Annotated in this window: 21 protein-coding genes; 5 read left to right on the top strand and 16 right to left on the bottom strand. The window is 67.5% G+C overall.

The window, feature by feature from the left end:
- Positions 1–25 precede the first annotated feature (25 nt).
- From ilvD to CDO87_RS25875, 3 genes are all read right to left on the bottom strand, one after another.
- Entirely contained in the window at positions 26–1,858 is a 1,833-nt protein-coding gene (gene ilvD / locus CDO87_RS25885; RefSeq protein WP_100931518.1) for a dihydroxy-acid dehydratase, read from the bottom strand.
- A 432-nt stretch (positions 1,859–2,290) separates the two neighbouring features.
- Complete coding sequence (locus tag CDO87_RS25880; RefSeq protein WP_100931517.1) at positions 2,291–4,090, bottom strand: NAD(P)/FAD-dependent oxidoreductase; 1,800 nt, start codon at positions 4,088–4,090, stop codon at positions 2,291–2,293.
- Positions 4,091–4,267: 177 nt separating this feature from the next.
- Complete coding sequence (locus tag CDO87_RS25875) at positions 4,268–6,001, bottom strand: sigma-54-dependent Fis family transcriptional regulator (protein ID WP_198521934.1); 1,734 nt, start codon at positions 5,999–6,001, stop codon at positions 4,268–4,270.
- 441 nt (positions 6,002–6,442) lie between these two features.
- Between CDO87_RS25875 and purU the strand changes: the two genes are divergently transcribed.
- Positions 6,443–7,327: a formyltetrahydrofolate deformylase gene (gene purU / locus CDO87_RS25870; protein WP_100931515.1), complete on the top strand. Its 885-nt coding sequence runs from the start codon at positions 6,443–6,445 to the stop codon at positions 7,325–7,327.
- 193 nt (positions 7,328–7,520) lie between these two features.
- Here purU and CDO87_RS25865 read toward each other — a convergent pair whose 3' ends face one another.
- The 13 genes from CDO87_RS25865 to CDO87_RS25805 all read right to left on the bottom strand — a co-directional run bounded on the left by CDO87_RS25865 (position 7,521) and on the right by CDO87_RS25805 (position 20,237).
- Positions 7,521–8,273, bottom strand: coding sequence for an ABC transporter ATP-binding protein (locus CDO87_RS25865; RefSeq protein ID WP_100931514.1), 753 nt, complete (start codon positions 8,271–8,273; stop codon positions 7,521–7,523).
- Entirely contained in the window at positions 8,270–9,133 is an 864-nt protein-coding gene (locus CDO87_RS25860; RefSeq protein WP_100931513.1) for an ABC transporter ATP-binding protein, read from the bottom strand. Before CDO87_RS25860 ends, CDO87_RS25865 begins: the two co-directional genes overlap by 4 nt.
- Positions 9,130–10,041, bottom strand: a complete 912-nt coding sequence (locus tag CDO87_RS25855) for an ABC transporter permease (protein ID WP_100931512.1) — start codon at positions 10,039–10,041, stop codon at positions 9,130–9,132. Before CDO87_RS25855 ends, CDO87_RS25860 begins: the two co-directional genes overlap by 4 nt.
- A complete protein-coding gene (locus CDO87_RS25850) occupies positions 10,038–11,060 on the bottom strand; it encodes an ABC transporter permease (protein WP_198521933.1) in 1,023 nt (340 codons plus the stop codon). Before CDO87_RS25850 ends, CDO87_RS25855 begins: the two co-directional genes overlap by 4 nt.
- Before the next feature lie 32 nt (positions 11,061–11,092).
- Positions 11,093–12,688: an ABC transporter substrate-binding protein gene (locus CDO87_RS25845; RefSeq protein WP_100931511.1), complete on the bottom strand. Its 1,596-nt coding sequence runs from the start codon at positions 12,686–12,688 to the stop codon at positions 11,093–11,095.
- 39 nt (positions 12,689–12,727) lie between these two features.
- Entirely contained in the window at positions 12,728–13,777 is a 1,050-nt protein-coding gene (locus CDO87_RS25840) for a dipeptidase (protein WP_100931510.1), read from the bottom strand.
- On the bottom strand, positions 13,774–14,232 hold the full coding sequence (locus CDO87_RS25835) for a GNAT family N-acetyltransferase (RefSeq protein WP_100931509.1): 459 nt from the start codon (positions 14,230–14,232) through the stop codon (positions 13,774–13,776). Before CDO87_RS25835 ends, CDO87_RS25840 begins: the two co-directional genes overlap by 4 nt.
- Positions 14,229–15,221 carry an ABC transporter ATP-binding protein gene (locus CDO87_RS25830; RefSeq protein WP_100931508.1) on the bottom strand — a complete coding sequence of 331 codons (993 nt, stop codon included), beginning with the start codon at positions 15,219–15,221 and terminating at the stop codon, positions 14,229–14,231. Before CDO87_RS25830 ends, CDO87_RS25835 begins: the two co-directional genes overlap by 4 nt.
- Positions 15,218–16,240 (bottom strand): Gfo/Idh/MocA family protein, encoded by a 1,023-nt coding sequence (locus tag CDO87_RS25825; RefSeq protein ID WP_100931507.1) that lies wholly within the window; start codon positions 16,238–16,240, stop codon positions 15,218–15,220. Before CDO87_RS25825 ends, CDO87_RS25830 begins: the two co-directional genes overlap by 4 nt.
- A complete protein-coding gene (locus CDO87_RS25820; protein WP_100931506.1) occupies positions 16,237–17,073 on the bottom strand; it encodes a carbohydrate ABC transporter permease in 837 nt (278 codons plus the stop codon). Before CDO87_RS25820 ends, CDO87_RS25825 begins: the two co-directional genes overlap by 4 nt.
- A 10-nt stretch (positions 17,074–17,083) precedes the next feature.
- Entirely contained in the window at positions 17,084–17,992 is a 909-nt protein-coding gene (locus CDO87_RS25815; protein ID WP_100931505.1) for a carbohydrate ABC transporter permease, read from the bottom strand.
- Positions 17,993–18,088: 96 nt separating this feature from the next.
- On the bottom strand, positions 18,089–19,336 hold the full coding sequence (locus CDO87_RS25810; RefSeq protein WP_100931504.1) for an ABC transporter substrate-binding protein: 1,248 nt from the start codon (positions 19,334–19,336) through the stop codon (positions 18,089–18,091).
- Between the two features lie 34 nt (positions 19,337–19,370).
- On the bottom strand, positions 19,371–20,237 hold the full coding sequence (locus CDO87_RS25805; RefSeq protein ID WP_100931503.1) for an N-acetylmuramic acid 6-phosphate etherase: 867 nt from the start codon (positions 20,235–20,237) through the stop codon (positions 19,371–19,373).
- Positions 20,238–20,400: 163 nt separating this feature from the next.
- On the opposite strand from CDO87_RS25805, the gene CDO87_RS25800 reads away from it, so the two are divergent.
- The 4 genes from CDO87_RS25800 to nagA are packed head-to-tail and all read left to right on the top strand — an operon-like array spanning position 20,401 to position 24,153.
- Complete coding sequence (locus tag CDO87_RS25800; RefSeq protein ID WP_157815111.1) at positions 20,401–21,264, top strand: BadF/BadG/BcrA/BcrD ATPase family protein; 864 nt, start codon at positions 20,401–20,403, stop codon at positions 21,262–21,264.
- The gene (locus CDO87_RS25795) at positions 21,261–22,025 is read left to right on the top strand and encodes a GntR family transcriptional regulator (RefSeq protein WP_100931501.1); all 765 of its coding nucleotides are present in this window, start codon (positions 21,261–21,263) and stop codon (positions 22,023–22,025) included. The genes CDO87_RS25800 and CDO87_RS25795 overlap by 4 nt, the downstream gene beginning before the upstream one ends.
- The gene (locus CDO87_RS25790) at positions 22,022–23,047 is read left to right on the top strand and encodes an SIS domain-containing protein (RefSeq protein WP_100931500.1); all 1,026 of its coding nucleotides are present in this window, start codon (positions 22,022–22,024) and stop codon (positions 23,045–23,047) included. The genes CDO87_RS25795 and CDO87_RS25790 overlap by 4 nt, the downstream gene beginning before the upstream one ends.
- Positions 23,047–24,153, top strand: a complete 1,107-nt coding sequence (nagA, locus tag CDO87_RS25785; RefSeq protein WP_100931499.1) for an N-acetylglucosamine-6-phosphate deacetylase — start codon at positions 23,047–23,049, stop codon at positions 24,151–24,153. Before CDO87_RS25790 ends, nagA begins: the two co-directional genes overlap by 1 nt.
- The last annotated feature ends 79 nt before the right edge of the window (positions 24,154–24,232 follow it).

The raw sequence follows: 24,232 nt of genomic DNA, 5'->3' as shown, positions 1-24,232 counted from the left end.
TTCTTTTCGCTGTATTGCGAATGGTTTAGGGGATGATCCGCACCGCTCCCTTGGCCGCGGAAGAGGCGAGCATGGCGTAGGCCTTCAGCGCCTTCGTCACCGCGCGCGGGCGCGGTTCGGCCGGACCCCAGGGCAGCGGGCCCTTGGCGGTGCGGCGTGCCTCCAGCGTGGCGTCGTCCACGGCGAGGTTGATGGTGCGGTTCGGGATGTCGATCTCGATCAGGTCGCCGGTTTCCACCAGGCCGATGGTGCCGCCTTCCTCTGCCTCGGGGCTGACGTGCCCGATGGAGAGGCCGGAGGTCCCGCCGGAGAAGCGCCCGTCGGTCAGCAGCGCGCATTTGGCGCCCAGCCCCTTCGATTTCAGGTAGGAGGTCGGGTAGAGCATTTCCTGCATGCCCGGGCCGCCGCGCGGTCCCTCGTAGCGGATCACGACGACCTCGCCCTCGGTCACCTTGCCGGTCAGGATGCCCTTCACCGCGTCGTCCTGGCTTTCGAAGACCTTGGCGGGGCCGGAGAACTTCAGGATCGAGTCGTCGACGCCTGCCGTCTTCACGATGCAGCCGTCGAGCGCGATGTTGCCGAACAGCACGGCGAGGCCGCCGTCCTTCGAGAAGGCGTTTTCCATGTTGCGGATCACGCCACCCGTGCGGTCGCGGTCAAGCTCCTTGTAGCGGTTCTCGGTCGAGAAGGCCTGCGTGGTGCGCACGCCGCCGGGGGCCGCGCGGAAGAACCTGTCCACGTCTTCGTCGTTGGCCGTCATGATGTCCCACTTGGCGATGGCCTCTGCCATGGTGCCGGAGTGGACGGTCTTCACGTCGCCGTGGATCAGCCCGCCGCGGTTGAGTTCGCCGAGGATGCCCATGATGCCGCCCGCGCGGTGCACGTCCTCCATGTGGACGTCGCCCTTGGCCGGGGCGACCTTCGACAGGCAGGGCACCTTGCGGCTGAGGCGGTCCATGTCGGACATGGTGAAATCGACGTCGCCCTCGTGCGCGATGGCCAGCAGGTGCAGCACGGTGTTGGTCGAGCCGCCCATGGCGATGTCGAGCGACATGGCGTTCTCGAAGGCTTCGAAGGTCGCGATCTCGCGCGGGAGGAGGCCCTTCTCCTCGCCTTCGTAGTGGCGCTTGGTGATGTCGACGATCTTGCGTCCGGCTTCGAGGAACAGCGCCTTGCGGTCGGCGTGGGTGGCCAGCATCGAGCCGTTGCCCGGCAGCGCGAGGCCGAGCGCCTCGGCCAGGCAGTTCATCGAGTTGGCGGTGAACATGCCCGAGCAGGACCCGCAGGTCGGGCAGGCGTTCTGTTCGAAGGCGTCCACCTCGGCGTCGGAATACTGGTCGTCGGCGGCGGCGACCATGGCATCCACGAGGTCCACGGCCTTTTCGAGGTCGTTGATGGTGACCTTGCCGGCCTCCATCGGGCCGCCGGAGACGAAGATCACCGGGATGTTGAGGCGCATCGCGGCCATCAGCATGCCGGGGGTGATCTTGTCGCAGTTGGAGATGCAGACCATGGCGTCGGCGCAATGGGCGTTGACCATGTATTCCACCGAGTCGGCGATGATCTCGCGCGAGGGCAGGGAGTAGAGCATCCCGTCGTGGCCCATGGCGATGCCGTCGTCCACGGCGATGGTGTTGAATTCCTTGGCGACGCCGCCGGCGGATTCGATCTCGCGCGCGACCATCTGGCCCAGGTCCTTCAGGTGCACGTGGCCGGGCACGAACTGGGTGAAGGAGTTGACGACGGCGATGATCGGCTTGCCGAAGTCGCTGTCCTTCATGCCGGTCGCGCGCCAGAGACCGCGGGCGCCGGCCATGTTGCGGCCGTGGGTGGTGCGGCGGGATCTGTAATAGGGCATGTGGCTTGGTCCTTGCGATTGCGCGGTGCGGTTATAAGCCCGTCAGCGCGCCGCTCAACCCCCATCGGACCGGGGGCGAGCTATTTCCGCAGGTGTGTCATGCCGTTGCAGGGCGGGCCGTTGCAGGGCAGGGGGTGCGGGCGGCCGGGGACACGGCAGGGAGTGACATGCGCGCAGGCCACCCGCGTTTCCGCGCCGGTCCGGGGCAGGGGACCCGGAGGGTGGGGCGGAAATTCCGGGTTCGGGCGGCGGGGTTGTTCCCGGGTCCCTCGTTGGCGGACGGGAGCCGGGGAAGGCACCGCCTTAAGGGGGCAGGCGGCGCTCCGGGATGCCGGAGGCCGCCGTGCCGGTTTTCATGCGACTGGGGGTCCGGGGGGCTTGCCCCCCGGCGGATCGCTGCCGCAGGCAGCGAAATCCCCGCCCGGACAGGCGTCAGGACAGGTGGTGCACCTCCTGCTTGCCGTAGACCGGCGTTGGCAGGCCCTCCATCCGCGCCTTCAGCTGAAGGGCGAGGTACTGCGAGTAATGCCGCGACTGGTGCAGGTTGCCGCCGTGCATCCACAGGTTCTCGACCTGCGTGGGCTTCCACATGTTGCGCTGCTCGCCTTCCCACGGGCCGGGGTCCTTGGTGGTGTCGGAGCCGAGGCCCCAGACCTTGCCCAGCCGGTCGGCGGTTTCCTGTCCCATCAGGTCGGCCACCCAGCCGTTCATCGAGTTGTAGCCGGTGGCATAGACGATCAGGTCGGCGTCGAGGTGCGTGCCGTCGTCGAGGTTCACGCCGGTCTCGTCTACGCTGACCACCTGGCCGCGCTTCAGCTTGACCTCGCCGTCGATGATGAGCTGGCTGGCGCCCACGTCGATGTAGTAGCCCGAACCGCGCCGCAGGTACTTCATGAACAGGCCCGAGCCGTCATCCCCCCAGTCGAGCCAGAAGCCCGCCTTCTCAAGCCCCTCGTAGAATTCCTTGTCGCGTTCCTTCATCTGCTCGTAAGCGGGGATCTGGAACTCGTGCAGGATGCGGTAGGGCAGGGAGGCGAAGATCAGGTCAGCCTTCTCGGTGGTGACGCCGTTGGCGACTGCCTCCTCCGAATAGAGCGCGCCCATGCCGATATCCATCAGCGTGTCGGAGCGCACGATATGGGTGGAGGACCGCTGCACCATGGTCACGTCCGCGTCGTGTTCCCAGAGAGCGGCACAGATGTCGTGGGCAGAGTTGTTCGATCCCACGACCACCACCTTCTTGCCGGCCCACTGGTCGGGACCGTCGTGTTCGGAGGAATGCTGCTGCACGCCCTTGAAGGTGTCCATGCCGGGGAAGTCGGGCATCCGCTTCTTGCCGGACATGCCGGTGGCCATGACAAGCTGCTTGGGGCGCAGCACGACCTCCTCTCCGTCGCGGTCGACGACCACGGTCCATTCGCCCTTCGCCGCGTCGAACTCCGCCGACTTGGCGGTGGTCTTGGTCCAGTAGTTCAGCTCCATGACCTTGGTGTACATCTCGAGCCAGTCGCCGATCTTGTCCTTCGGGGCGAAGACGGGCCAGTTTTCCGGGAACTTGATGTAGGGCAGGTGGTCGTACCAGACCGGGTCATGCAGGCAGAGCGACTTGTACCGCTTGCGCCAGCTGTCGCCGGGGCGTTCGTTGCGCTCCACGATGATCGTGGGCACGCCAAGCTGCCGCAGCCGTGCGCCAAGGGCGATGCCGCCCTGTCCGCCGCCGATGATCAGGCAGTAGGGCTGTTCGGTGTAGCCGAGGGTCTTTGCCTCGCGCTCCCGCTCTTCCTTCCAGGTCGGGCGGTTCTTGGCCGCGCCGTGCTTGGCGCCAAGCGGCCGGGCAAAGCCCTTGGGCTCTTCGTGACCCTTCAGCTCCACCATGGTGGTGAGCAGGGTCCAGATCTTGCCCTCCTTCAGGCGGATCATGCCGTAGCCGCGGGCAAGGTCGGTCTCGAAGCTGATCCACGCGGTGACGACGCCGCCTTCCTCGGTCGGGATCTCGCCTTCGGCCAGGTGCCAGCCGCGGGGCTTCGTGGTGTCGAGCTGGTGCTTCAGCATGTCCGCCACCTGGTCCTTGCCCTCGACCGTCTTCAGGTTCCAGGTGAAGGTGACGAGGTCGCGCCAGTAGCAATCGTCCAGGAACATCCCTGTCGCGCGGTCGATGTCCCCCTTTTCCAGCGCGTCGCCGAAGTCGTCCAGAAAGGCCTGGGTTTCGTTGGCCAATGTCGAGTCGAGCATGTGGTCCTCCTCCTTAGTCTTGGTTGTTATGCGGGCGAGCGTGGCAAAGCCCGGGGCGGGCTGGCTACGCCGAAGGACGGATGCTGCGGGGCGGCACGGGATTTGGCGTGTTGCGCGTTGCGCGCGCAACGGCGCGCAACGCGCCCGCGCCGGTCCGGCAGGGTCAGCCCGGTGGAGTCACCCCGGTGGACTCAGGCCGGCCTTGCGGACCCGCCGCAGGATGGTGGAGCGGTTGACGCCAAGCCGCCGTGCCGCGCGCGCCATGTTCCAGTGGCAGGCATCCAGCAGCGATTGCAGGTCCTCGTCGGTGGTTTCCTCGCCCGTGGCGGGCGCGGGCCGCGGCAGGTCGGGGAGGTCGATCACCTGCCCCTCGGTCACGGCGGCGGCAATGGCCAGCGTGTGCTGCAGTTCGCGGATGTTGCCGGGCCAGTCGCGGGCCAGAAGCTCGGCCCGGGCTTGCGGCGAGAGGCGCATCCCGTCGGCGGCGAAGGGGCGCATCAGCCGGTCGATCAGCCAGTCGGTGTCGTGGCGCAGCCGCAGCGGGGGCAGGTCGAGCCGTGCGCCCGACAGGCGGTAATAAAGATCGTCGCGGAAACTGCCCTCGGCCAGGCGCGGGGCCAGCGGCAGGCGGGCAGAGGCGATCACCCGCAGGTCCTCGCGCCGCTCGATCAGCGTCAGCAGCGCGGCCTGCGCCTGTTGGTCGAGGTCGTCGACCCCGCGCAGGAAGAGCGTGCCGGGCGCCGCGTCCTCCAGCCCGTCGAAACCGGCGGCGGCGCAGCGGATGGCGTGGAAGGCGCGGGACGGGCCGCTCATGTGGATGGCGCGGGCGAGGCGTTCCTTGCCGGTCCCCGATTCGCCGGTCAGCAGCAGCGGCACCCGGGTCGGCGCCAGCCGCGCGGCGGTCCTGAGCAGCGGGTCGAGCACCGGGTCCGGCCCGGCGAAACCCGCCAGAGGGGCGGGCAGGGCGGTGTCGCGGTGGCGCAGGGGGACGCGGGCGGCCTGGGGCGCGATTGCATGGCCGTAAAGCCCGCGCCCGTCCCGCAGCCTCAGCACACGGTCCTCGGACGGGCGGCCGCGCATCAGGTCGGGCAGGTCGTCGACCGAGAGGTCGATCAGCGTGTCGATCCGCTGCCCGATCAGCGACCCGCCGCCGGGCGCGAGGATGTCGCGCGCGCCATGTGTCATGCCGATGATGTGCCCCGATCCGTCGAGCGCCACCGCCGCCTCCGGATCGACCTCGAGGAACTCGGGCGAGGCCGAGACCCGGAGCACCCAGTCGCGCCGTGTCATCGCCATGAGGTTCGCCATCTCCACCCGCCGCACCGACGCCCGGACGAGGTTCATCGCGAGGTTCTGGGAGGATTTCGGCGAGGGCGACCGCAGGAGCGAGATGTCCAGCACCGCCGTCAGCTTGCCGCAGGTGTCGTAGATCGGCGCGGAGGTGCAGGACAGCGGCGTATGCGCCAGCCCGAAGTGGTCGCCCTGATGGATGGTCACCGCCTCGCCGGTCACGATGCAGGAGCCGACGCCGCAGGTCCCGGCCAGGTCCTCCGTCCAGTTGGAGCCGAGGTAGAGCCCGGCCTGCCGCAGGTCGTCCTCGAACCGGGGATCGCCGAAGAAGTCGACGCAGACGCCCTTCGCATCGGCGAGCAGCAGCACATAGTTCTGGCCCGCGACCTGCCGGAACAGCGCCTGCAGGCCGGAGCGCGCGGTGGCGATCAGCCGTTCGGACTGTTCCCGGTGGGCGCGCAGCTCGGCGTCGGTGACGATGTGGGCGGCCTCGGCCCGGGTCGGGTCCATGCCGTAGCTTTCAACGCAGCGCCGCCAGCTGTCCGCGACAAGGCTGTCCCGTCCCGTGTCCTGCCCGCGCAGAACCCGGTCGATCTCGGCCACATGATCCAGATCGCGCATGCCGTCCTCCCCAGCGATGCACGGAAAGGGTAACATCCCGCGCCCCGTCATGCACCTGCACCATGGTATGGGGCGGGGGCCGGGCGGACGCCCGCCTGCGCGCGGGATGGGCGCGCGCCGTCGCGCTTGGGGGAAGCGGTTGCCGATGGGCGGCAAAGGGGGGATTCGGGGAAACCCTTTTCCTTTGCGAGCGGGCGGAGCGACCCCGACGGAATGGCGCATCCGCCGTGCCGGGGTGGCGACAGACCCGCGCTTGCAGGCCTGACCCCGCCGGTGTTTTTCGACACGCCAAGGCCCCTCTGTCGCATCCGTGAAGGGGGTGGTCGCAGGTGCTCATCCCGGCCTTGATGCCGCGATGCAGAATGTGCAGAGCAAATGCCAGTTTACGCCATCCCTCCCCAACCCGCCGCGCGCCGCGGCCCTTCCAGACCGGAGCCCCCAATGACCAAGTTCTGCCTGACCGTGTCCTGCGCGTCCAAGCGCGGCATCGTCGCCGGCATCGCCACCTTCCTTGCCGACCACGGCTGCAACATCACCGACAGCTCGCAGTTCGACGACGTGGAGACGGGCAGGTTCTTCATGCGCACCAGCTTCACCTCCGAGACCGGCGCCGAGCTCGCCACCCTCGAACAGGAGTTCGTGAGCGTGGCGCAAGGCATGGACATGGACTTCACCTTCCACGACGAGGCGACGAAGATGAAGGTCGTCGTCATGGTCAGCCGCTTCGGCCACTGCCTGAACGACCTGCTCTACCGCTGCCGCATCGGCGCCCTGCCGATCGAGATCGTGGCCGTGATCTCGAACCACATGGACTACCAGAAGACCGTGGTGAACCAGGACATCCCGTTCCACTGCATCCGGGTCACGAAGGAGAACAAGCCGCAGGCCGAGGCAGCCATCATGCAGGTGGTCGAGGACGCGGGCGCCGACCTGATCGTTCTGGCGCGCTACATGCAGATCCTCAGCGACGAGATGTGCCGCAAGATGTCGGGGCGGATCATCAACATCCACCACTCCTTCCTGCCGTCGTTCAAGGGCGCCAACCCCTACAAGCAGGCCTTCGCCCGCGGCGTGAAGCTGATCGGTGCGACCTCGCACTACGTGACCGCCGACCTCGACGAAGGCCCGATCATCGAGCAGGACACCATCCGCGTGACCCACGCGCAATCGCCCGAAGACTACGTTTCCCTCGGGCGCGACGTGGAGGCGCAAGTGCTTGCCCGGGCGATCCACGCTCACGCCCACCACCGCGTCTTCCTGAACGGCAACAAGACGGTGGTCTTCCCCTCGTCGCCGGGCAGCCATTCCTCCGAACGCATGGGCTGAAGGCCTCGCAAGGGGCGGCGCCGACGCACCCGGCAAGTCAGCGCCGCGCCGCCTGAAGCGTTCCGAGGCAGGTATTTATAGCCAAGATGAAGGGGCAGGGCGCTCTCCTGTCCTTCATCTTGGTCCAAATACCTCCGGGGGTCCGGGGGCGGAGCCCCCGGCGGATCGCCTTGCGTCAGCAAGGCGAAACCCTTCAGCGCACCGAGTTCACCGAGCTGTCGAGCAGGTGACGGGTGTAGGGGTCCTTCGCCTCCAGCCGCCGCATCTCGTCCACGCCCAGCACCTCGACGAAGCGGCCGTCCTTCATGACGGCGATGCGCTCGCAGAGGTGGCCCACCACGCCGAGGTCGTGGGAGACCATCACGTAGGTCAGTTCGTGTTCGCGGCGCAGGTCGGCCAGCAGGTTGAGGATCTCGGCCTGCACGGAGACGTCGAGCGCGGAGGTCGGCTCGTCCAGCAGCAGGATCGCCGGATCGCAGGCGAGCGCGCGGGCGATGGCGACGCGCTGGCGCTGGCCGCCCGACAGCTGGTGCGGGAAGCGGAAACGGAAACCGGCGCCGAGCCCCACGTCGTCGAGCAGCCGTCCGATGCGGGCGTCGATGTCGGGCACGCCGTGCAGGGTCATCGCCTCGGACAGGACGCGGTCGACGGTGTGGCGCGGGTGAAGCGAGGCATAGGGGTCCTGGAAGACCATCTGCACCTTGCGGTAGAAGTCCTTGCTGCGGGTCCGGCCCAGCGTTTCCCCGGCGACGGCCATGTGGCCGGACCATGTGGGTGCGAGGCCCGCGATGGCGCGCAGGATCGTCGACTTGCCGGAGCCGCTCTCGCCCACGAGGCCGAAGCTTTCGCCGTCGGCGACTTCGAAGCTCACGTCCTTCACGGCGTCGGCGCGCTGCGCGCCGGTGCCGAACCACACGTCGAGGTGGCGGATGTCGATGGCGCTCATATGCGGGCACTCACGGAGGGGGCTTCGCGCCAGGCCGGGTCGCGTTGCAGCACCTCCAGCCTGTCGCGCGGGTGTTCGAGGTCGGGCACGGAGTTCAGGAGGCCCAGCGTGTATGGGTGTTGCGCGTTGCGCAGTTCGGACGCCTTGCAGGTCTCGACGATCCGCCCGGCGTACATCACCGCGATGCGGTCGCAGAACTTGGCCACGAGGTTCAGGTCGTGGCTGATGAAGATCAGGCCCATGCCGCGGTCCTTCACCAGCTTGTCCATGATGTCGAGCACCTGAAGCTGCACCGAGACGTCGAGCGCGGAGGTCGGTTCGTCCGCGATCAGGATCTCCGGGTTGGGCAGCAGCATCATGGCGATCATGATCCGCTGGCCCATGCCGCCCGACACCTCGTGCGGGTAGAGGTCCATGACCCGGGCGGGGTCGCGGATGGCGACCTCGTCGAGCATGTCGAGCGCGCGTTTGCGTGCTTCGGCCCTCGACACCTTTTCGTGCGCGCGGAGCGCCTCGATCAGTTGCTGGCCGACGGGCATCACCGGGTTCAGCGAAAACTTGGGGTCCTGCATGACCATGGACACCCGTCCGCCGCGGAGCTGGCGCATGCGCGCGTCGGGCAGGGTCAGGATGTCCTCGCCGTGCACGGACAGACGGTCGGCGGTGACTTCGCCGGGCGGCTGGATCAGGCGCAGGACGGCGCGGCCGGTCATCGACTTTCCCGAACCGCTTTCGCCGACGATGCCCAGCCGTTCGCGGCCGAGCGTGAAGGAGATGCCGCGCACCGCGTCGAAGACGCCGGAGCGGGTGCGGAACTTCACCCATAGGTTTTCGACGTCGAGGAGGGGATCTTCGGTCATGCGTTGCCCTCCTTCGGGTCGAGCACGTCGCGCAGCCCGTCGCCCAGCAGGTTGAAGGCGAGCGAGATGGCGAAGATCGCGATGCCGGGGATCGTGGCGACCCACCAGTAGTCGAGGATGTACTTGCGCCCCTCGGAGATCATCGCGCCCCATTCGGGGCTCGGTGGCTGCGCGCCGAGGCCGAGGAAGCCCAGCCCCGCGGCGGTCAGGATGATGCCCGCCATGTCGAGCGTCACCCGGATCACCAGCGACGAGATGCAGAGCGGCCAGATGTGTTTCGTCACGATGCGGAACGGTCCCGCGCCCTGCAGGCGGACGGCGTGGATGTAGTCGGAGTTGCGGATGGTCAGCGTTTCGGCCCGGGCGATCCGGGCGTAGGGCGGCCAGGCGGTCAGCGAGATTGCGAGCACCGCGTTCTCGATCCCGGCGCCGAGGGCGGCGACGAAGGCCAGCGCGAGGATCAGCCGCGGGAAGGCGAGGAAGATGTCGGTGATCCGCATCAGGACCACGTCCACCCAGCCTCCGGCATAGCCCGAGACGGTGCCCATGATCAGCCCGACGAGCGGCGCCACCATGGCCACGAGCAGCACGATGTAGATCGAGATCCGCGCGCCGTAGAGCAGGCGGGAGTAGATGTCGCGGCCGAGGCTGTCGGTGCCGAAGATATGGCCTTCTGCCCCCGGCGGCAGCAGGCGCGAACCGAGGTCCTGGGCAAAGGGATCGTCGGTCGCCAGCAGCGGGGCGAAGATCGCGGCGAGGATCAGCACAAGGAGCACGATCAGCCCCAGCATCGCCAGCGGGTTCGACCGGAAGGTGAGCCAGCCCTTGTACCACGCCGAGAAGCGGGCCTGCCGGCGGGAGGTCGGCTCTTCGCTCAGGAGCCATGCGCGGAGGGACGTGTCGGTCATTTGGCCCTCGGATCGAAGAAGCGGTAGAGCAGGTCGGAGAAGATGTTGATGCCCACGAAGATGGTGCCGATCACGATGGTGCCGCCGAGGACGGAGTTCATGTCATTGGCGAGGAGCGAGGTGGTGATGTACTGGCCGATGCCGGGCCATGCGAAGATGATTTCGGTCAGAACGGAGCCTTCGAGCAGGTTGGCGTAGGCCAGCGCGATCACCGTCACCAGCTGGATGCGGATGTTGCGGAAGGCGTGGCCCCAGATGACCTGTCGTTCCGACAGGCCCTTTACCCGCGCGGTGGTCACGTATTCGGAATTCAGCTGCTCCAGCATGAAGGAGCGGGTCATGCGGCTGATGTAGGCCATGGAGTAGTAGCCCAGCAGCGAGGCGGGCAGGATGATGTGCGAGAAGGCGTCCCTGAAGACGGTCCATTCGCCGCGCAGCGCGGAATCGACCAGCAGCATCCCGGTGATCGGTTCGACGATGCCCTGATAGAAGATGCCCAGCCGTCCGGGGCCCGCGACCCAGCCGAGGATGCCGTAGAACACCAGAAGGCCCACGAGGCCCAGCCAGAAGATCGGCATCGAATACCCGATGAGGCCGACGAACCGGGCGAGCTGGTCGATCCAGCTTCCGCGCTTGACGGCGGCGATGACCCCCAGCGGCACGCCGAGGACGACGCCGATCAGCGTGCCGAGCGTGGCGAGTTCCAGCGTGGCGGGGAAGACGCGGGCGATGTCGGTGGTGACTTCCTGCCCGGTGCGGATGGAGCGGCCGAGGTCGCCGTGCAGCACGTCGTTGACGTAGATGCCGAACTGCACCAGCAGCGGCTTGTCGAGGCCGAGTTCAAGAAAGGTGGCGTCGTATTGCGCCTGTGTCGCCCGTTCGCCGATGACGGCCAGAACGGGGTCGATCGGCATCACCCGGCCGATCATGAAGGTCACGAAGAGCAGACCGAGGATGGTCGCGGCAACGGTGGCTACGGTCCCCAGGGTCTTCTTGGCCCATGGGGGGAAGGACGGCATCTGCCGTCCTTCTCCAGTGGTGCTGTCGGTCATTACTTGGTGATGACCCAGTAGGAGACCGCGGTGGTCGCGCCGCCGGCGACGAAGTTCTCGACGCTTTCGCCCATGCCGTTCTGTTCGATCTGCTGGAACATCATGCCGAAGGGGCTGACCTGCTGGTGCTCGCGCTGAAGCTCCAGGTACATCTCGCGGCGCGCGTCGGTGTCGTTCTCGACGACGGCGGCCAGCGTCTTTTCGTTCATCGCGCCCGGATCCCAGGCGTTGCGCCATGCGAGGTAGCCGGTGTTGCCTGCCTCGTCGGCGTTGTCTGGGTTCAGCGCGAAGGTGCCGGCGTTGGTGTTCGGGTCCGGATAGTCCGGGCCCCATGCGCCCACGTAGATGTCATGCTCGCGCGCGCGGTAGCGGTCGAGCGTCTGCGCACCGGTGCCGACGATCAGTTCGACCTCGCAGCCGAGCTGGCCCCAGGTGTTCTGCAGCGACTGCGCGATGTCGAGACGTTCCTGCGCGTCGCGCACGGAGATCTCGATCGGCCCGCAGTCCGGGAAGCCCGATTCGGCCATGGCGGCCTTGGCGGCGTCCATGTCGAAGCCGTAGGGCTTTTCCTCGAGCGCGCCGAGGAAGGTCAGCGGCAGGAAGGCCTGATGCACGGTGTACTGGCCCTTCAGGAAGGAGCCGGACATGCCGTCGTAGTCGACGGCGAGTTTTAGCGCCTCGAGCACCTTCGGGTCTGCCAGCATCTCGACCTTCTGGTTCGCGGACCAGTACATCAGGCGGCCGCGCAGTTCGTCGACGACCTTGACGCCCTCGACATCGGCCAGGCCCGCCACGTCCTCGGGCGAGAGGTTGCGCGCCACGTCGATGTCGCCGCGTTCGAGCTGAAGCCGCTGGGTGGCGGATTCCTGGATGTGCTGGACGATCACCCGCTCCATCGCCGGCTTGTCGCCGTGGTAGTTCGGGTTGAGGTCCATCAGGACGCTCTCGTTCGGCTTCCAGTCCACGACCTTGTAGGGGCCGGAGCCTGCGGTGTTGGTGCGCAGCCAGTCGCTGCCCATGTCGCCTTCGACCTCATTGGCCATGGCGGTTTCCATGTCGACGATGCCGCCGATGGTTGCGGTCAGGCAGTTCAGCACGAAGGACAGCGCGTAGGGCTTGTCCAGCGTCAGGACGAGCGTCTTGTCGTCGGTCGCCTTGATGGTTTCCTCGACGTTGTCGGCGGTGAAACCGAACTGCGTCAGGATGAACGCGGGCGTCTTGTCCAGCAGCACCGCACGGCGGAGCGAGAACTCGGCGTCCTTGGCGGTCACCGGGTTGCCGGAGGAAAAGACATGTCCCTCGGCCATGGTGAAGGTGACGGTCTTGCCGTCCTCGGAGATCTCCCAGCTTTCGGCAAGCTGCGGCTGGTAGCCCGCGTCGAGGTCGAGCGGATCGAAGTTCACCAGCTTTTCGTAGACGTTGCGCGACACGTCGGCGCCTGCGAACTCGAAGCTTTCCGCCGGGTCGAAGGTCTTGATGTCGTCGATGCGGTTGGCGATCACCAGCATGTTCGGCGGGGTTTCCGCCATGACCGGGGCAGCAGTGCCCAGGGCCACGATTGCGGCCACCACGGCCGCTGTGAAGTTGGTCTTCATTTTAGTTACTCCCTGTTGTGTTTTTTGTTTGGTTACCGGTCACTCACCCCATGTCTTGCGCAGAACGCGCAACCAGTTCCTGTGTGTCACCCTGGCCATCAGATCGTCGTCGACACCGTGGTCCTTCAGCGCCGCCACAAGATTGGGCAGCCCTGCGATGTCGCGGATCGGGTCAGGCACGAGTGCGCCGTCGAAGTCCGATCCCAGGCCGACGCGATCCTCGCCCAGGGTTTCGACCAAATGGTCAAAATGTCGGAGCACGATGTCAAGCCCGAAGTCCGACTCCATGCGGCCGTCGGGCCTGAGAAAGGCGCTTGCGAAGTTGATGCCCACCATTCCGTCACTTTCACGGATCATGTGAAGCTGCCGGTCGGTGAGGTTGCGGGCGTGCGGCGTGATGGCGTGGGCGTTGGAATGCGTGGCGACCAGCGGCGCGTCGGTGATCGCGGCCACGTCGTCCATGCCCTTCTCGTTTAGGTGCGAGAGGTCGATCATGATCTTCAGCGCATTGCACTCGCGCACCAGCGCCTTGCCCGCGTCGGTGAGGCCGGGGCCGGTGTCGGGCGACGAGGGGAAGCGGAAGGGGACGCCATGGCCCCAGACGGTCGGCCTGCTCCAGACCGGCCCGAGGGAGCGCAGGCCGCGCGCGTGCCATTCGTGCAGGCGGGCGAAGTCGCGGTCCACGGCCTCCGCACCTTCAATATGCGCGACGGCGGCCATTTCGGGTTTGGGCAGGGCCGCGGCGATGTCGTCGGCGGTCCGGCAGAGCGTCACGGCCCCCGCCGCGGCGAGGTCGTCGAGCGCGTCGAAGCCGCGGGTCGTCCAGTCGAGCGCCTCGTCTTCCGGCACGGGATCGGGGAGGGGGATGTCGTATTCCGGCTTCACCATCTCCTCGTAGCGCACGGCCTTGTTGCCGGGGGAGGGGACGAAGATCGCGAAGAAGCCGCCGCCGAAGCCGCCCTTGACCGCACGGGGCTTGTCGATGTGGCCGCTGTCGAGGCCCTCGGCCACCCCTTGCGCCGTGACGTCGCCGCGCAAGAGGCGCAGCACCAGATCGTTATGGCCGTCGAAGACCGGGAAGTTGGTCATTCTGTCTCCAGTGTCTTTTTGAAACCGAGGTGCGAGGGCGTGAAGCCCGCACGCTCGTAGAAGCGGTGAGCGTCGTCCCTTTGGCGGTCGGAGGTCAACTGCACGAGGCGACAATTCCGGCTTTGCGCTTCCGCGACCGCCCAATCGAGCATCATCCGGCCAAGGCCTTGGCCGCGCCGGGCGGAGGAGACGCGCATCGCCTCGATCTGGGCGCGCCATGCGCCGTGGCGCGAGAGGCCGGGCAGGAAGGAGAGAAGGAGGGTGGCAACGATCTCTCCACCCTCTTCGCCCACGGCGAGGATGTGGTTGGGGTCTCTGTCGATCGCCGCGAAGGCCGAGAGGTAGGCGTCGTCCACCGCGCCCCCGTCCCGGTTCTTTCCCAGCCCGTCGTCGGCGTAGAGCGCGATCAGGGCAGGGAGGTCGGTGCGGGTGGCGGGGCGGATCGTCAGGGTCACAGGCGGCGGCCCTCCGCGTCGAAGCGGAAGGTCCGCGCGTCGTCGTAGTCGAAGGCCACGTCCTCGCCCACCTCCGTCAGGTCCTGCCCGAAGAGGCGCACGGTGAAGGTCTGGCCGTCCGGGGCGCGCACCAGAAGGTTGGTGTCACCGCCCAGCCGTTCGACGTGGGTGACGGTGCCCTTCAGCCGTCCGGCGGGATCGGGGCGCAGGTATTCGGGGCGCACGCCCAGCACCTCGCCCGCGTTCAGGCCCGGCGCGTTCTCGACGAAGTTCATCGACGGCGCGCCGAGGAAACCCGCGACGAAGCGGTTGGCTGGGTTGTTGTAGAGCTCCATGGGGGAGCCTACCTGCTCGACCCGGCCGTCGCGCAGCACGACGATGCGGTCGGCGAGGGTCATCGCCTCGATCTGGTCGTGGGTGACGTAGATCATCGAGGCGGCGAGGGTGCGATGCAGGGTGGCGATCTCGACCCGGGTGTTCATCCGGAGCGCGGCGTCGAGGTTCGAGAGCGGTTCGTCGAAGAGGAACAGGCGCGGGTCGCGCACGATGGCACGGCCGATCGCGACGCGCTGGCGCTGGCCGCCGGACAGTTCGGCGGGGCGGCGCGACAGGTAGGGTTCGAGGTCCAGCATCTTCGCCGCCTTGGCGACCTGCTGGGCGACCTTGTCCTTCGGCGCGCCGTCCTGCTTCAGCCCCAGCCCCATGTTGTCCTTGACGCTCAGGTGCGGATAAAGCGCGTAGCTCTGGAAGACCATGGCGATGCCGCGCTTGGCGGGGGGTGTGCCGTTCACCTGCTCGCCGCCGATGGAGACGGTGCCGGAGGTGGCTTCCTCCAGCCCGGCGATGACGCGCAGGAGGGTGGACTTGCCGCAGCCGGAAGGGCCGACGAAGACGACGAACTCGCCATCCTCCACGGTCAGGTTGATGTCCTTCAGGACGTGGGTCTTGCCGAAGGACTTGTTGACGTTTTCGAGGATCAGGGCGGTCATGTCACGTCTCCCGGTCTGACGGGTTGGCCGGTGCGGATGGAGAGGTCGGCGGCGAGGCAGATGGCAAGGCTGTCCACCGCCTCCTGCATGTGGCGGGTGAGGTCGGTGTCGTTCCGGATGGCCTCGATCAGGAAGGCCTGCTCGGCATCGCACAGCTCCTGGTGGCCGGGTTCGTCGGGCAGGTCGATGAGGCGGTCGTCGCCGGGGCGGTGCACCAGCAGGGCGCCGACGCGGGTGTGGCCGTCGACGGAATCGCTGTCGCCCTTGTCTGCGTCCTTGATCGAAACCGCGCCGTTCGGGCTGACCACGTCCTTCACGAAGAAGGCGGTTTCGGACATCATCGGGCCCCAGCCGGCCTCGTACCAGCCGACGGAGCCGTCCTCGAACCGGACCTGTAGCTGGCCGTAGTTGTACATATCCTCTGGGATCTCGTCCGAGAGGCGCAGGCCGATGCCGGTGACCTGCACGGGGCGCGAGCCGCAGATCTGGCACATCACGTCAACGTAGTGCACGCCGCAGTCGACGATGGGAGAGGTGGTCTGCATCAGCGCCTTGTGGGTTTCCCACGTCGCGCCCTCGGACTGCTGGTTGAGGTTCAGCCGGAACACGTAGGGGCCGCCAAGCGCCTTCGCCTCGTCGATCAGCCGCACCCACGAAGGGTGATGCCGCAGGATGTAGCCCACGACCAGCTTGCGGTTCAGGCGGGCCGCCGTCTCGGTCACGCGGCGGGCGTCGGTGACGGTCAGCGCCAGCGGTTTCTCGACGAAGACATGCGCGCCCGCCTCCATCGCGGCGATGGCGTATTCGGCGTGCGTATCGGTGTAGGTGGCGACGACGACAAGGTCAGGCTGCGTCTCTGCGAGGGCGGCGTGGAAGTCGGTGAAGACCGGGTAGGGCAGGCGGTCATCGGCGTCGGGCGAGCGCTTGACGATGCCGACGATCTCGCTTTCGGGATGGGTGTGGTGGGCCATGGCATGGGAGAAGCCCATGTTGCCGAGACCGGCGATGAGTACCTTCATTTGACGGCCCCCGAGGTGATGCCGCGGATCAGTTGCCGCGAGAAGATGACGTAAAGGACCATGACCGGCAGGATCGCCATGGAGAGCGCGGAGAGCACCGCGTTCCAGTCGGTCACGAACTGCCCGATGAAGACCTGGCTGCCGAGCGTGAGGGTCTTCACCTCTTCCGCCGGGGCGAGGATCAGCGGGAACCACAGGTCGTTCCAGATCGGGATCATGTTGAACACCGCCACCGTGGCGAGCGCGGGGCGGACCAGCGGCAGCACGAGGCGGAAGAAGATCGCGTATTCGCTGAGCCCGTCGATGCGGCCGGCGTTCTTGAGGTCGTCGGAGACGCCCTTCATGAACTCCGACAGGATGAAGACGGCGAGCGGCAGGCCCTGCGCGGTGTAGACGAGGATCAGCGCCCACAGCGTGTTCACCAGCCCGGTGGAGACCATCATTTCAAGGATCGCGACGGTGCCGATCCGGATCGGGATCATGATCCCCAGCGCGAGGTAGAGCGCCATGATGGTGCTGCCCTTGAAGCGGTACTCGGCCAGCGCGAAGGCCGCCATGGCACCGAAGAGCAGGATGAAGAACAGCGAGGCGACGGTGACGACGAAGGAGTTCTGGAAATAGAGGAAGAAGTCGCCCTGCTTCAGCACCGTCTCGTATCCCACAAGCGAGAAGCTCTCGCCGTTGGGCAGGGCCAGCGGTTCGCGGAAGATGGCGCGGCGGCTCTTGAAGCTGTTGACCACGATCACGAAGACCGGGAATAGCGCGATCAGCACGTAGAGGATCAGCGCGCCGTGCATGGCGAGGAGGTTCGGGGTGATGCGGCGTGTGGACATGACCTTCCCCTCAGAACTGGTAGTGGCGCAGGCGCCGCTGGATGCCGAAGAGGTAGATGCAGACCCCGATCAGGATGATCCCGAACATGGCGGAGGCGATGGCAGAGCCCATGTAGGGGTCGCCCAGCTGCAACTGGAAGCCGAAGAAGGTGCGGTACATGAAGGTGCCGAGGATGTCGGTGGAGAAATCCGGCCCCGCCAGCGCGCCCTGCGCGGCGTAGATCAGGTCGAAGGCGTTGAAGTTGCCCACGAAGGTCAGGATCGAGATGATGCCGATCGACGGCAGGATCAGCGGCAGCTTGATCTTCCAGAAGGCCGAGAGGCCGGTGATGCCGTCGACCTCGCCTGCCTCCAGGATCTCTTCAGGGATCGACAGGAGGGCGGCGTAGATCAGCATCATCGGGATGCCGACGAACTGCCAGACGGAGATCAGCGCCAGCGTGGTCAGGGCGTATTCCTCCTTGCCCAGCCACGGCGCGAACAGCGACTTGAGCCCGATGGCGTCCAGCATCGACGGCGCGATGCCCCAGATCGGCGAGAGGATCAGCTTCCACGCGAAGCCCACGATGACGAAGCTGAGGATGGTGGGGACGAAGATCGCGGTGCGGTAGAGGGCGGCGAACCGCAGCTTCGGCGAGGACAGGAGCGCCGCCAGTGCTATGCCGATGGGGTTCTGCACCAGCATGTGGATCAGGAAGAACCAGAAGTTGTTCGCCAGCGCGTTCCAGAACTGTTCGGACCAGTTCGGGTCGAGGAACAGGCGCCTGAAGTTGGCGAGCCCGACGAAGACGCGCGCCTTTTCCTCGGTGTTGAACAGCGCGAGGCGCAGGGTGTCGAACAGCGGGAAGATCATCACGGCCGTGTAGACCAGCACCGCGGGGGCGAGGAACACGACGACATGCCATCGGATGCGGCCCATGGGCTTTCACCTCGTCTGTCGGGGGAAAGGATCGGGCGGCAGACGCCCGGCGGGTCGGAGGTGGCCGGGCGAAGGGACGCCCGGCCGGAGGTCAGTTTACTGCTGGTTCTCGTACCAGGACGCGAGGCCTTCCTGCAGGCGGTTGGCCGCCTCTTCCGGGGTCTCCGTGCCCTTGATCACGGCAGCGGAGGCGTTCCACAGCTCGTTCTCGAGGTTCGGCGTGCCGCGCGACAGGATCTGGTAGGAGGACCGGATCGTGCTTTCGCACTCGTCACGCCAGCTTGCGAACTCGGCCGCCAGCGGGTCGGTGATCTCTACCGGGTCGGAGGCCAGCGGGTAGAAGCCCGGCAGCGCGTTGGCGAAGATCTTGGAGAATTCCGGCGACGCCACCCAGTTCAGGAAGGTCTTTGCCTCTTCCGGGTGCTCGGTCGCGGCGTTCATGCCGATGCCGATGTCGGTGTGGTCGGAGATGTAGCAGGTGTCGCCCTCGGCCACGACCGGCGGCGGGAAGGCCCCCATCTCGAACTCGGCGAGGTTGTTGAAGCCCGACACTTCCCACGAACCCGCCGGGTAGATCGCCGCGCGGCCCAGGGTAAAGACGTTCTGGCTGTCGGGGTAGGTCTGTGCCTCGAAACCGTCGCCCAGGTAGTCGCCCCATTTCGCCAGCTCGGAGAAGACCTCGGTGAACTGCGGGTCGTTCAGCTTTGCGTCGCCGGCGATCAGCGCGTTGCGGCCTTCCTCGCCCTTCCAGTAGGTCGGGCCGATGTTCTGGTAGCCCATGGTCGCGGCTTCCCACTGGTCGTTGGTGCCCATCGCCATCGGGATGTAGGTGCCGTCTTCCTTGATCTTGTCCAAGACGTCGTAGAATTCCGCCACGGTGGTCGGCTCTTCGAGGCCCAGTTCCTCGAAGATCTCCTTGTTGTAGATGAAGCCGTGGATCACGGCGCCCATCGGAACGCAGAAGGGGTGTTCGCCGTCGTCGGTGATCCATGCGGATTTAGCCACGTCGGAGAAGTTCGCCATGCCTTCGAGGTCGGACAGGTCGGCAAGCTTGCCGCCTTCGTACAGGGCGAGAGAGGCGTCGAAGGGGCGGCAGGTGATGATGTCGCCCGCGGACCCTGCGTCCAGCTTGGAGTTCAGGATGGCGTTGTATTCCGCCGGGGCGGAGGGGGTGAAGTTCAGCTTGATGCCGGGATGCTCGGCCTCGAAGGCCGGGATGATCTCGTCCTGCCAGATCGTCAGGTCGTCGTTGCGCCAGCTCTCGATGGTCAGCGTGACGTCCTGGGCCCATGCGCCGGTGCCCAGCACGCTCAGCAGAAGGGCGCCTTTGAGTGTCTTGGTCATGTGTCTTTCTCTCCTTGTTGGAAAAGGCCCTGTTTCAGGCTCTTCTGGTTTTCGGTGTCTCGGCCTGCAGCGCCTGCCGCAGGACCTGCCCGTTGGCATCGAGGATGCGGCGGGCGTCTTCGGGATCGTGCCCCAGCGCCACGAGGACGGCGGGTTTCACGTCGTATCCGGTGGCCTCCAGCGCGGCGCGGGCGGCGTCGGCGGGGACCGCTGCGATGCCGGCGACGATGGCTTCGGCCCGGGCGCGCAGCTTGATGTTGTCCGGGCGCAGGTTGACCATCATGCCGTCATGGACATGGCCCAGCAGCACCCCCGCGAGGGTCGAGATCATGTTGAGCGCGATCTTCTGCGCGGTGCCTGCGCCAAGGCGGGTCGACCCCTCGACCACTTCGGGCGGGGTGGGCAACGCGATGGCCGTGTCCGCGAGTGTCAGCAGCGCGCTGTCCGGCGTGTTGGCGATGCCGATCACGGCGATGCCCTTTGCCTGCGCGGCCCGCGCCATCGCCAGGGCCTGCGGCGTGGTGCCGGAGGCGGAGATGGCGATCAGCAGGTCGCCGGGCGACATGGCGGCGGCGGCCGCCTCTGCCTCGGCTGTGTCGTCTTCGGTATGGCCGGGCATCCGCGCGTCGGTGGGAATGCCGCCCGCCATGACGATGCGGACCTGCGCCGGGTCGATGCCGTAGGTGCCGGGCAGTTCGCAGGCGTCCGCCAGCGCCATCAGGCCCGAGCTTCCGGCGGCGGCATAGACCACGGTCCCGCCGTTGCGCAGGGTGTCGGCCATGCGGCGCGCGGCCTCCTCGATCCCCGGCAGGGCGTTCCCGACGGCACGCGCGGCGTCGGTCTGCGCATCCAGCATGGTGCGCAAGGCCGCATCAGGGCGCAGGGCGTCGATGGAGGTCATGGCGGCAGCCTTCGGTGAGTCGGGTGGCAGTTTCTCAAGACCATACCTAAACAATACCTTTAAGCAAGAACTCTTTTCAATTGGTCCTGTCTGGCGCAAATTTGCAGCTATTGGTATTGTTTTGGTGTTCCCAAGTGCGCAGCCTCGTGGTATTGCTTGCGCCATGACAGAGGCACCCACACCCTTTGCGATCGGACTGGACGGCGGCGGAAGCGGCTGTCGCGTGGCGATCTGCGATGCCTCCGGCGCCATCCTCGGCCGGGGCGAGGGCGGGCCTGCCAATGCCACCACCGATTTCGACGGCACGGTTCGTCACCTTTGCGCGGCGCTCGACATTGCCTGCGTCGGTGCGGGCGTGACGGTTGCCGATCTGGCGGAGGTGCCGGCGCATGCGGGGCTGGCGGGCGTGATCTCGGCGGAGGTGGGCGACCGCGTGGCCGCCGCGCTGCCGCTGCGGCGGGTCACCGTGACCGAGGACAGCGACACCATGCTTGCCGGTGCGCTCGGGCCGCAGGACGGCGCGCTGGCCGCCATCGGCACCGGCAGCTTCTTTGCCCGGCAGGCCGGGGGCGTCTCGCGCAGTGTCGGCGGCTGGGGCTTCCAGCTTTCGGATCAGGCGTCGGGCGCGTGGCTGGGGCACGAGCTGATGAAGCTGGCCCTGCACGTGAGCGACGGGTTGGTGGCGGAGTCGCCGCTGGCGCGCGCCGTGCTGGACGAGATCGGCGGGCCGCCGGGCCTCGTCGCCTTTGGCCGCCGCGCCTTTGCACATGATTACGCCGCCTATGCCCCGCGCATCGTGGAGGCCGCGAAGGCCGGGGACAGCGCGGGGCTGTCGCTGATGTGGCAGGGCGCGACCTTCCTGCGGTTCGCGCTTGACGGGCTGGGGCACCGCGCGGGCGAACCGCTGTGCCTGACCGGCGGGGTGGGCGTGCATTATGCGCCCTACCTAGACGACCTGACGCTGATCGCCCCGAAAGGCAGCGCGCTCGACGGGGCGCTGGCGCTGGCGCGGAGGATCCCGGCATGAGCGTGGTCGACTTCCTGAAGCCGCACGACTGGTACAGGCCGGAGGCCGGGCCGCGCTACCTGCAGCTCCGCAACCGCCTGTCCGAGGGCGTGGACGGCGGGCTTCTGGCCCCGGGCAGCCCGCTGCCGCCCGAGCGCGAGATCGCCACGATCACCGAGTTCAGCCGCGTCACTGTCCGCAAGGCGATCCAGTCGCTCGTGGACGAGGGCCGGATCGTGCAGCGGCAGGGGTCCGGGTCCTTCGTCGCTTCGACCCCGGCGAAGGTGAACCAGACCCTGTCGCGTCTCACCTCCTTCACCGAGGACATGGCCCGCCGCGGCATGAGCGTCACGGTGCAATGGCTGGAGCGCGGGTTTTTCATGCCGACCCCCGAAGAGGTCGAGGCGTTGTCGCTGAAGGAGGGCGATTCCGTCGCCCGGATCGCGCGGTTGCGGCTGGCGGACGGTGCGCCGATGGCGATCGAGCGCGCCTCTCTGCCGACCGACATCCTGCCCAACCCGCTGGAGGTCACCCAGTCGCTCTACGCCGTGCTCGACGCCCATGGCACGCGGCCGGTGGTGGCGCTGCAGAAGATCACCGCCGTGATCGTCGACGGGCCGGACGCCGCCTTGCTGGACCTTGCGCCCGGAAGCGCCGGGCTGAGGATCGAACGAACCTCCAGCCTCGCCTCCGGGCGGGTCTGCGAATTCACCCAATCCCTCTACCGCGGCGATGCCTATACCTTCGTCGCCGAACTGCGCCTGCAAAAGGAAGACCGATGACCGAGACCCACATGCGGCGCGAAGTGCTGGAAATCCCCGATGCGGTGGAGCGGCTGCTGACTCGTGGCGGCGACGCGATCCGGGGCGCGGCAGAGGCGCTGCGCGCGCGCGATCCGGCGTTCTTCGTCACCGTGGCGCGCGGCTCTTCGGACCATGCCGCGACCTACTTCAAGTACGTGGCCGAGATCCTCGCCGGGCTGCCCGTGGCCTCTGTCGGGCCGTCGGTCGCCTCGATCTACGGGGCGCGGCTGAAGGTGAAGGGCGCCGCCTGCCTTGCCGTGTCGCAATCGGGGATGAGCCCGGACATCGTCGCCATGGTGCGGATGATGCAGGAGGAGGGCGCGCTGACGGTCGGGCTGACCAACCACCTTGATTCCCGGCTGGCAGAGGTCTCGGACCACGCGCTTGCGCTTCACGCCGGGCCGGAACTGTCGGTTGCGGCCACGAAGACCTTCGTGAACTCGGCGGTCGCGGGCGTCTGGCTGCTGGCGGAACTGGTGCAGGACGACGCGCTGAGGGCGGCGATCCATGGCCTGCCGCAGGCGCTGGCAGAGGCCGTTTCCGCCGACTGGTCGCCGCTTGCCGCAGAGCTGCAAACGGCGGAGTCGCTTTACTGCCTCGGGCGCGGGCCGGTCTTTGCCTTCTCGAACGAGGCGGCGCTGAAGTTCAAGGAGACCTGCCAGCTGCACGCCGAAAGCTATTCCTCGGCGGAGGTGCTGCACGGTCCGGTCAGCATCGTCGAGCGGGGCTTCCCGGTGATCGCGCTGGCGGTGCAGGACGCGGCCCAGGGCGCGCTGATCGACGTGGCCGAGCAGGTGGCCGCGAAGGGCGCGAAGGTCTTTACCACCTCGCGCAAGGCAACCACCGCGACGGCGCTGCCCGCGGTGCGCACGGGCCATCCGCTGACCGATCCGATCTCGTTGATCGCATCGTTCTATGCGATGGTCGAACAGGTCGCCGTGGCGCGAGGGGTGAATCCCGACGCGCCGCGCCACCTGCGCAAGGTGACGGAGACCACGTGATGCGCTACCTGCACGCTCCCGAGATCTTCGACGGCGTCCGCCACCTGACCGAACACGCGCTGGCGGTGGAGGACGGGCGACTGAAGGCCATCGTGCCGCTGAAGGACGCGCCGGCGGCCGAACGCCTCGACGGGACGATCCTGCCGGGGTTCGTCGACCTGCAGGTGAACGGCGGCGGTGGCGTGCTGTTCAACGAAGAGACCACGGTCGAGGGGCTGCGCACCATCGCGGAGGCACACGCCCGCACCGGCACCACGCATATCCTGCCGACGCTGATCACCGACACGCCGGACAAGGTGCGCGCCGCCATCGACGCGGTAGAGCAGGCGGTGGCGCAGGGCGTTCCGGGGATCGTCGGTCTCCATCTCGAAGGGCCGCACCTGTCGCTGGCCCGCAAGGGGGCGCACGACCCCGCCCTGATCCGTCCGATGACGGAGGCCGATGCCGCGGTGCTGACCGATGCCGCCGCCCGCCTGCCGAACCTGAAGGTGACGATCGCACCTGAATCCGTGCCGCTGGACATGGTGCACAGGCTGGTGCGCGCCGGGGTGATCCTGTCGCTGGGTCACACCGATTGCAGCTACGAGACCGCCTGCGCCTATTTCGACGCGGGCGTGCGCTGCGCCACGCATCTTTTCAATGCGATGAGCCAGATGGGCAACCGCGCGCCGGGCATAGTGGGGGCGATCCTCGACCGGCCCGACGTGTCGGCCGGGATCATCGCCGACGGCATCCACGTGCACACCGCCGCGCTGCGCATTGCGCTGAACGCGCACAAGGAGCAGGGGGCCCTGTTCCTCGTGACCGACGCCATGCCGCCGGTGGGCTCAGACATCACCGAATACGTTCTGAACGGGCGCCGCGTGCTGCGCCGCGACGGGCGGCTGACGCTGGAGGACGGGACGCTTGCCGGGGCCGACCTCGACATGCCGACCGCGCTGAAGGTGCTGGACGGGATCGGCGTGCCGCGCATCCGGGCGCTGGCGATGGCCACCTGCCTGCCGGCGCGGCTGCTCAAGGCCCCCGGAAACGCGGGCCATTTCAAACCGGGCGACCGCTTCGACGGCATCCGGCTGGACCCCGAAGGGCGCTTCGTCCCGCTCTGACGGGTATTGCACCCTGGGACCCGGGGTGCCGATTTGGTGTGCTTGAAGATCGGGCGGAGGCCATGTGTGCCCCCGTCTC

Origin of the sequence: Sagittula sp. P11 (genome assembly GCF_002814095.1) — a bacterium.
Classification (GTDB): Bacteria; Pseudomonadota; Alphaproteobacteria; order Rhodobacterales; family Rhodobacteraceae; genus Sagittula.
The sequence above is the reverse complement of the archived record's forward strand: the minus strand, read 5'-3'. Positions and strand labels throughout refer to the sequence as shown.

Coding starts and splice junctions, on each gene's coding strand:
- purU (WP_100931515.1), top strand. CDS start 6,443: ATGACCAAGTTCTGCCTGACCGTGTCCTGCGCGTCCAAGCGCGGCATC.
- CDO87_RS25815 (WP_100931505.1), bottom strand. CDS start 17,992: ATGGGCCGCATCCGATGGCATGTCGTCGTGTTCCTCGCCCCCGCGGTG.
- CDO87_RS25830 (WP_100931508.1), bottom strand. CDS start 15,221: ATGACCGCCCTGATCCTCGAAAACGTCAACAAGTCCTTCGGCAAGACC.
- CDO87_RS25860 (WP_100931513.1), bottom strand. CDS start 9,133: ATGACCGAAGATCCCCTCCTCGACGTCGAAAACCTATGGGTGAAGTTC.
- CDO87_RS25800 (WP_157815111.1), top strand. CDS start 20,401: ATGACAGAGGCACCCACACCCTTTGCGATCGGACTGGACGGCGGCGGA.
- CDO87_RS25790 (WP_100931500.1), top strand. CDS start 22,022: ATGACCGAGACCCACATGCGGCGCGAAGTGCTGGAAATCCCCGATGCG.
- CDO87_RS25880 (WP_100931517.1), bottom strand. CDS start 4,090: ATGCTCGACTCGACATTGGCCAACGAAACCCAGGCCTTTCTGGACGAC.
- CDO87_RS25840 (WP_100931510.1), bottom strand. CDS start 13,777: ATGACCAACTTCCCGGTCTTCGACGGCCATAACGATCTGGTGCTGCGC.
- CDO87_RS25875 (WP_198521934.1), bottom strand. CDS start 6,001: ATGCGCGATCTGGATCATGTGGCCGAGATCGACCGGGTTCTGCGCGGG.
- ilvD (WP_100931518.1), bottom strand. CDS start 1,858: ATGCCCTATTACAGATCCCGCCGCACCACCCACGGCCGCAACATGGCC.
- CDO87_RS25805 (WP_100931503.1), bottom strand. CDS start 20,237: ATGACCTCCATCGACGCCCTGCGCCCTGATGCGGCCTTGCGCACCATG.
- CDO87_RS25825 (WP_100931507.1), bottom strand. CDS start 16,240: ATGAAGGTACTCATCGCCGGTCTCGGCAACATGGGCTTCTCCCATGCC.
- CDO87_RS25795 (WP_100931501.1), top strand. CDS start 21,261: ATGAGCGTGGTCGACTTCCTGAAGCCGCACGACTGGTACAGGCCGGAG.
- CDO87_RS25850 (WP_198521933.1), bottom strand. CDS start 11,060: ATGCCGTCCTTCCCCCCATGGGCCAAGAAGACCCTGGGGACCGTAGCC.
- CDO87_RS25855 (WP_100931512.1), bottom strand. CDS start 10,041: ATGACCGACACGTCCCTCCGCGCATGGCTCCTGAGCGAAGAGCCGACC.
- CDO87_RS25865 (WP_100931514.1), bottom strand. CDS start 8,273: ATGAGCGCCATCGACATCCGCCACCTCGACGTGTGGTTCGGCACCGGC.
- nagA (WP_100931499.1), top strand. CDS start 23,047: ATGCGCTACCTGCACGCTCCCGAGATCTTCGACGGCGTCCGCCACCTG.
- CDO87_RS25845 (WP_100931511.1), bottom strand. CDS start 12,688: ATGAAGACCAACTTCACAGCGGCCGTGGTGGCCGCAATCGTGGCCCTG.
- CDO87_RS25820 (WP_100931506.1), bottom strand. CDS start 17,073: ATGTCCACACGCCGCATCACCCCGAACCTCCTCGCCATGCACGGCGCG.
- CDO87_RS25810 (WP_100931504.1), bottom strand. CDS start 19,336: ATGACCAAGACACTCAAAGGCGCCCTTCTGCTGAGCGTGCTGGGCACC.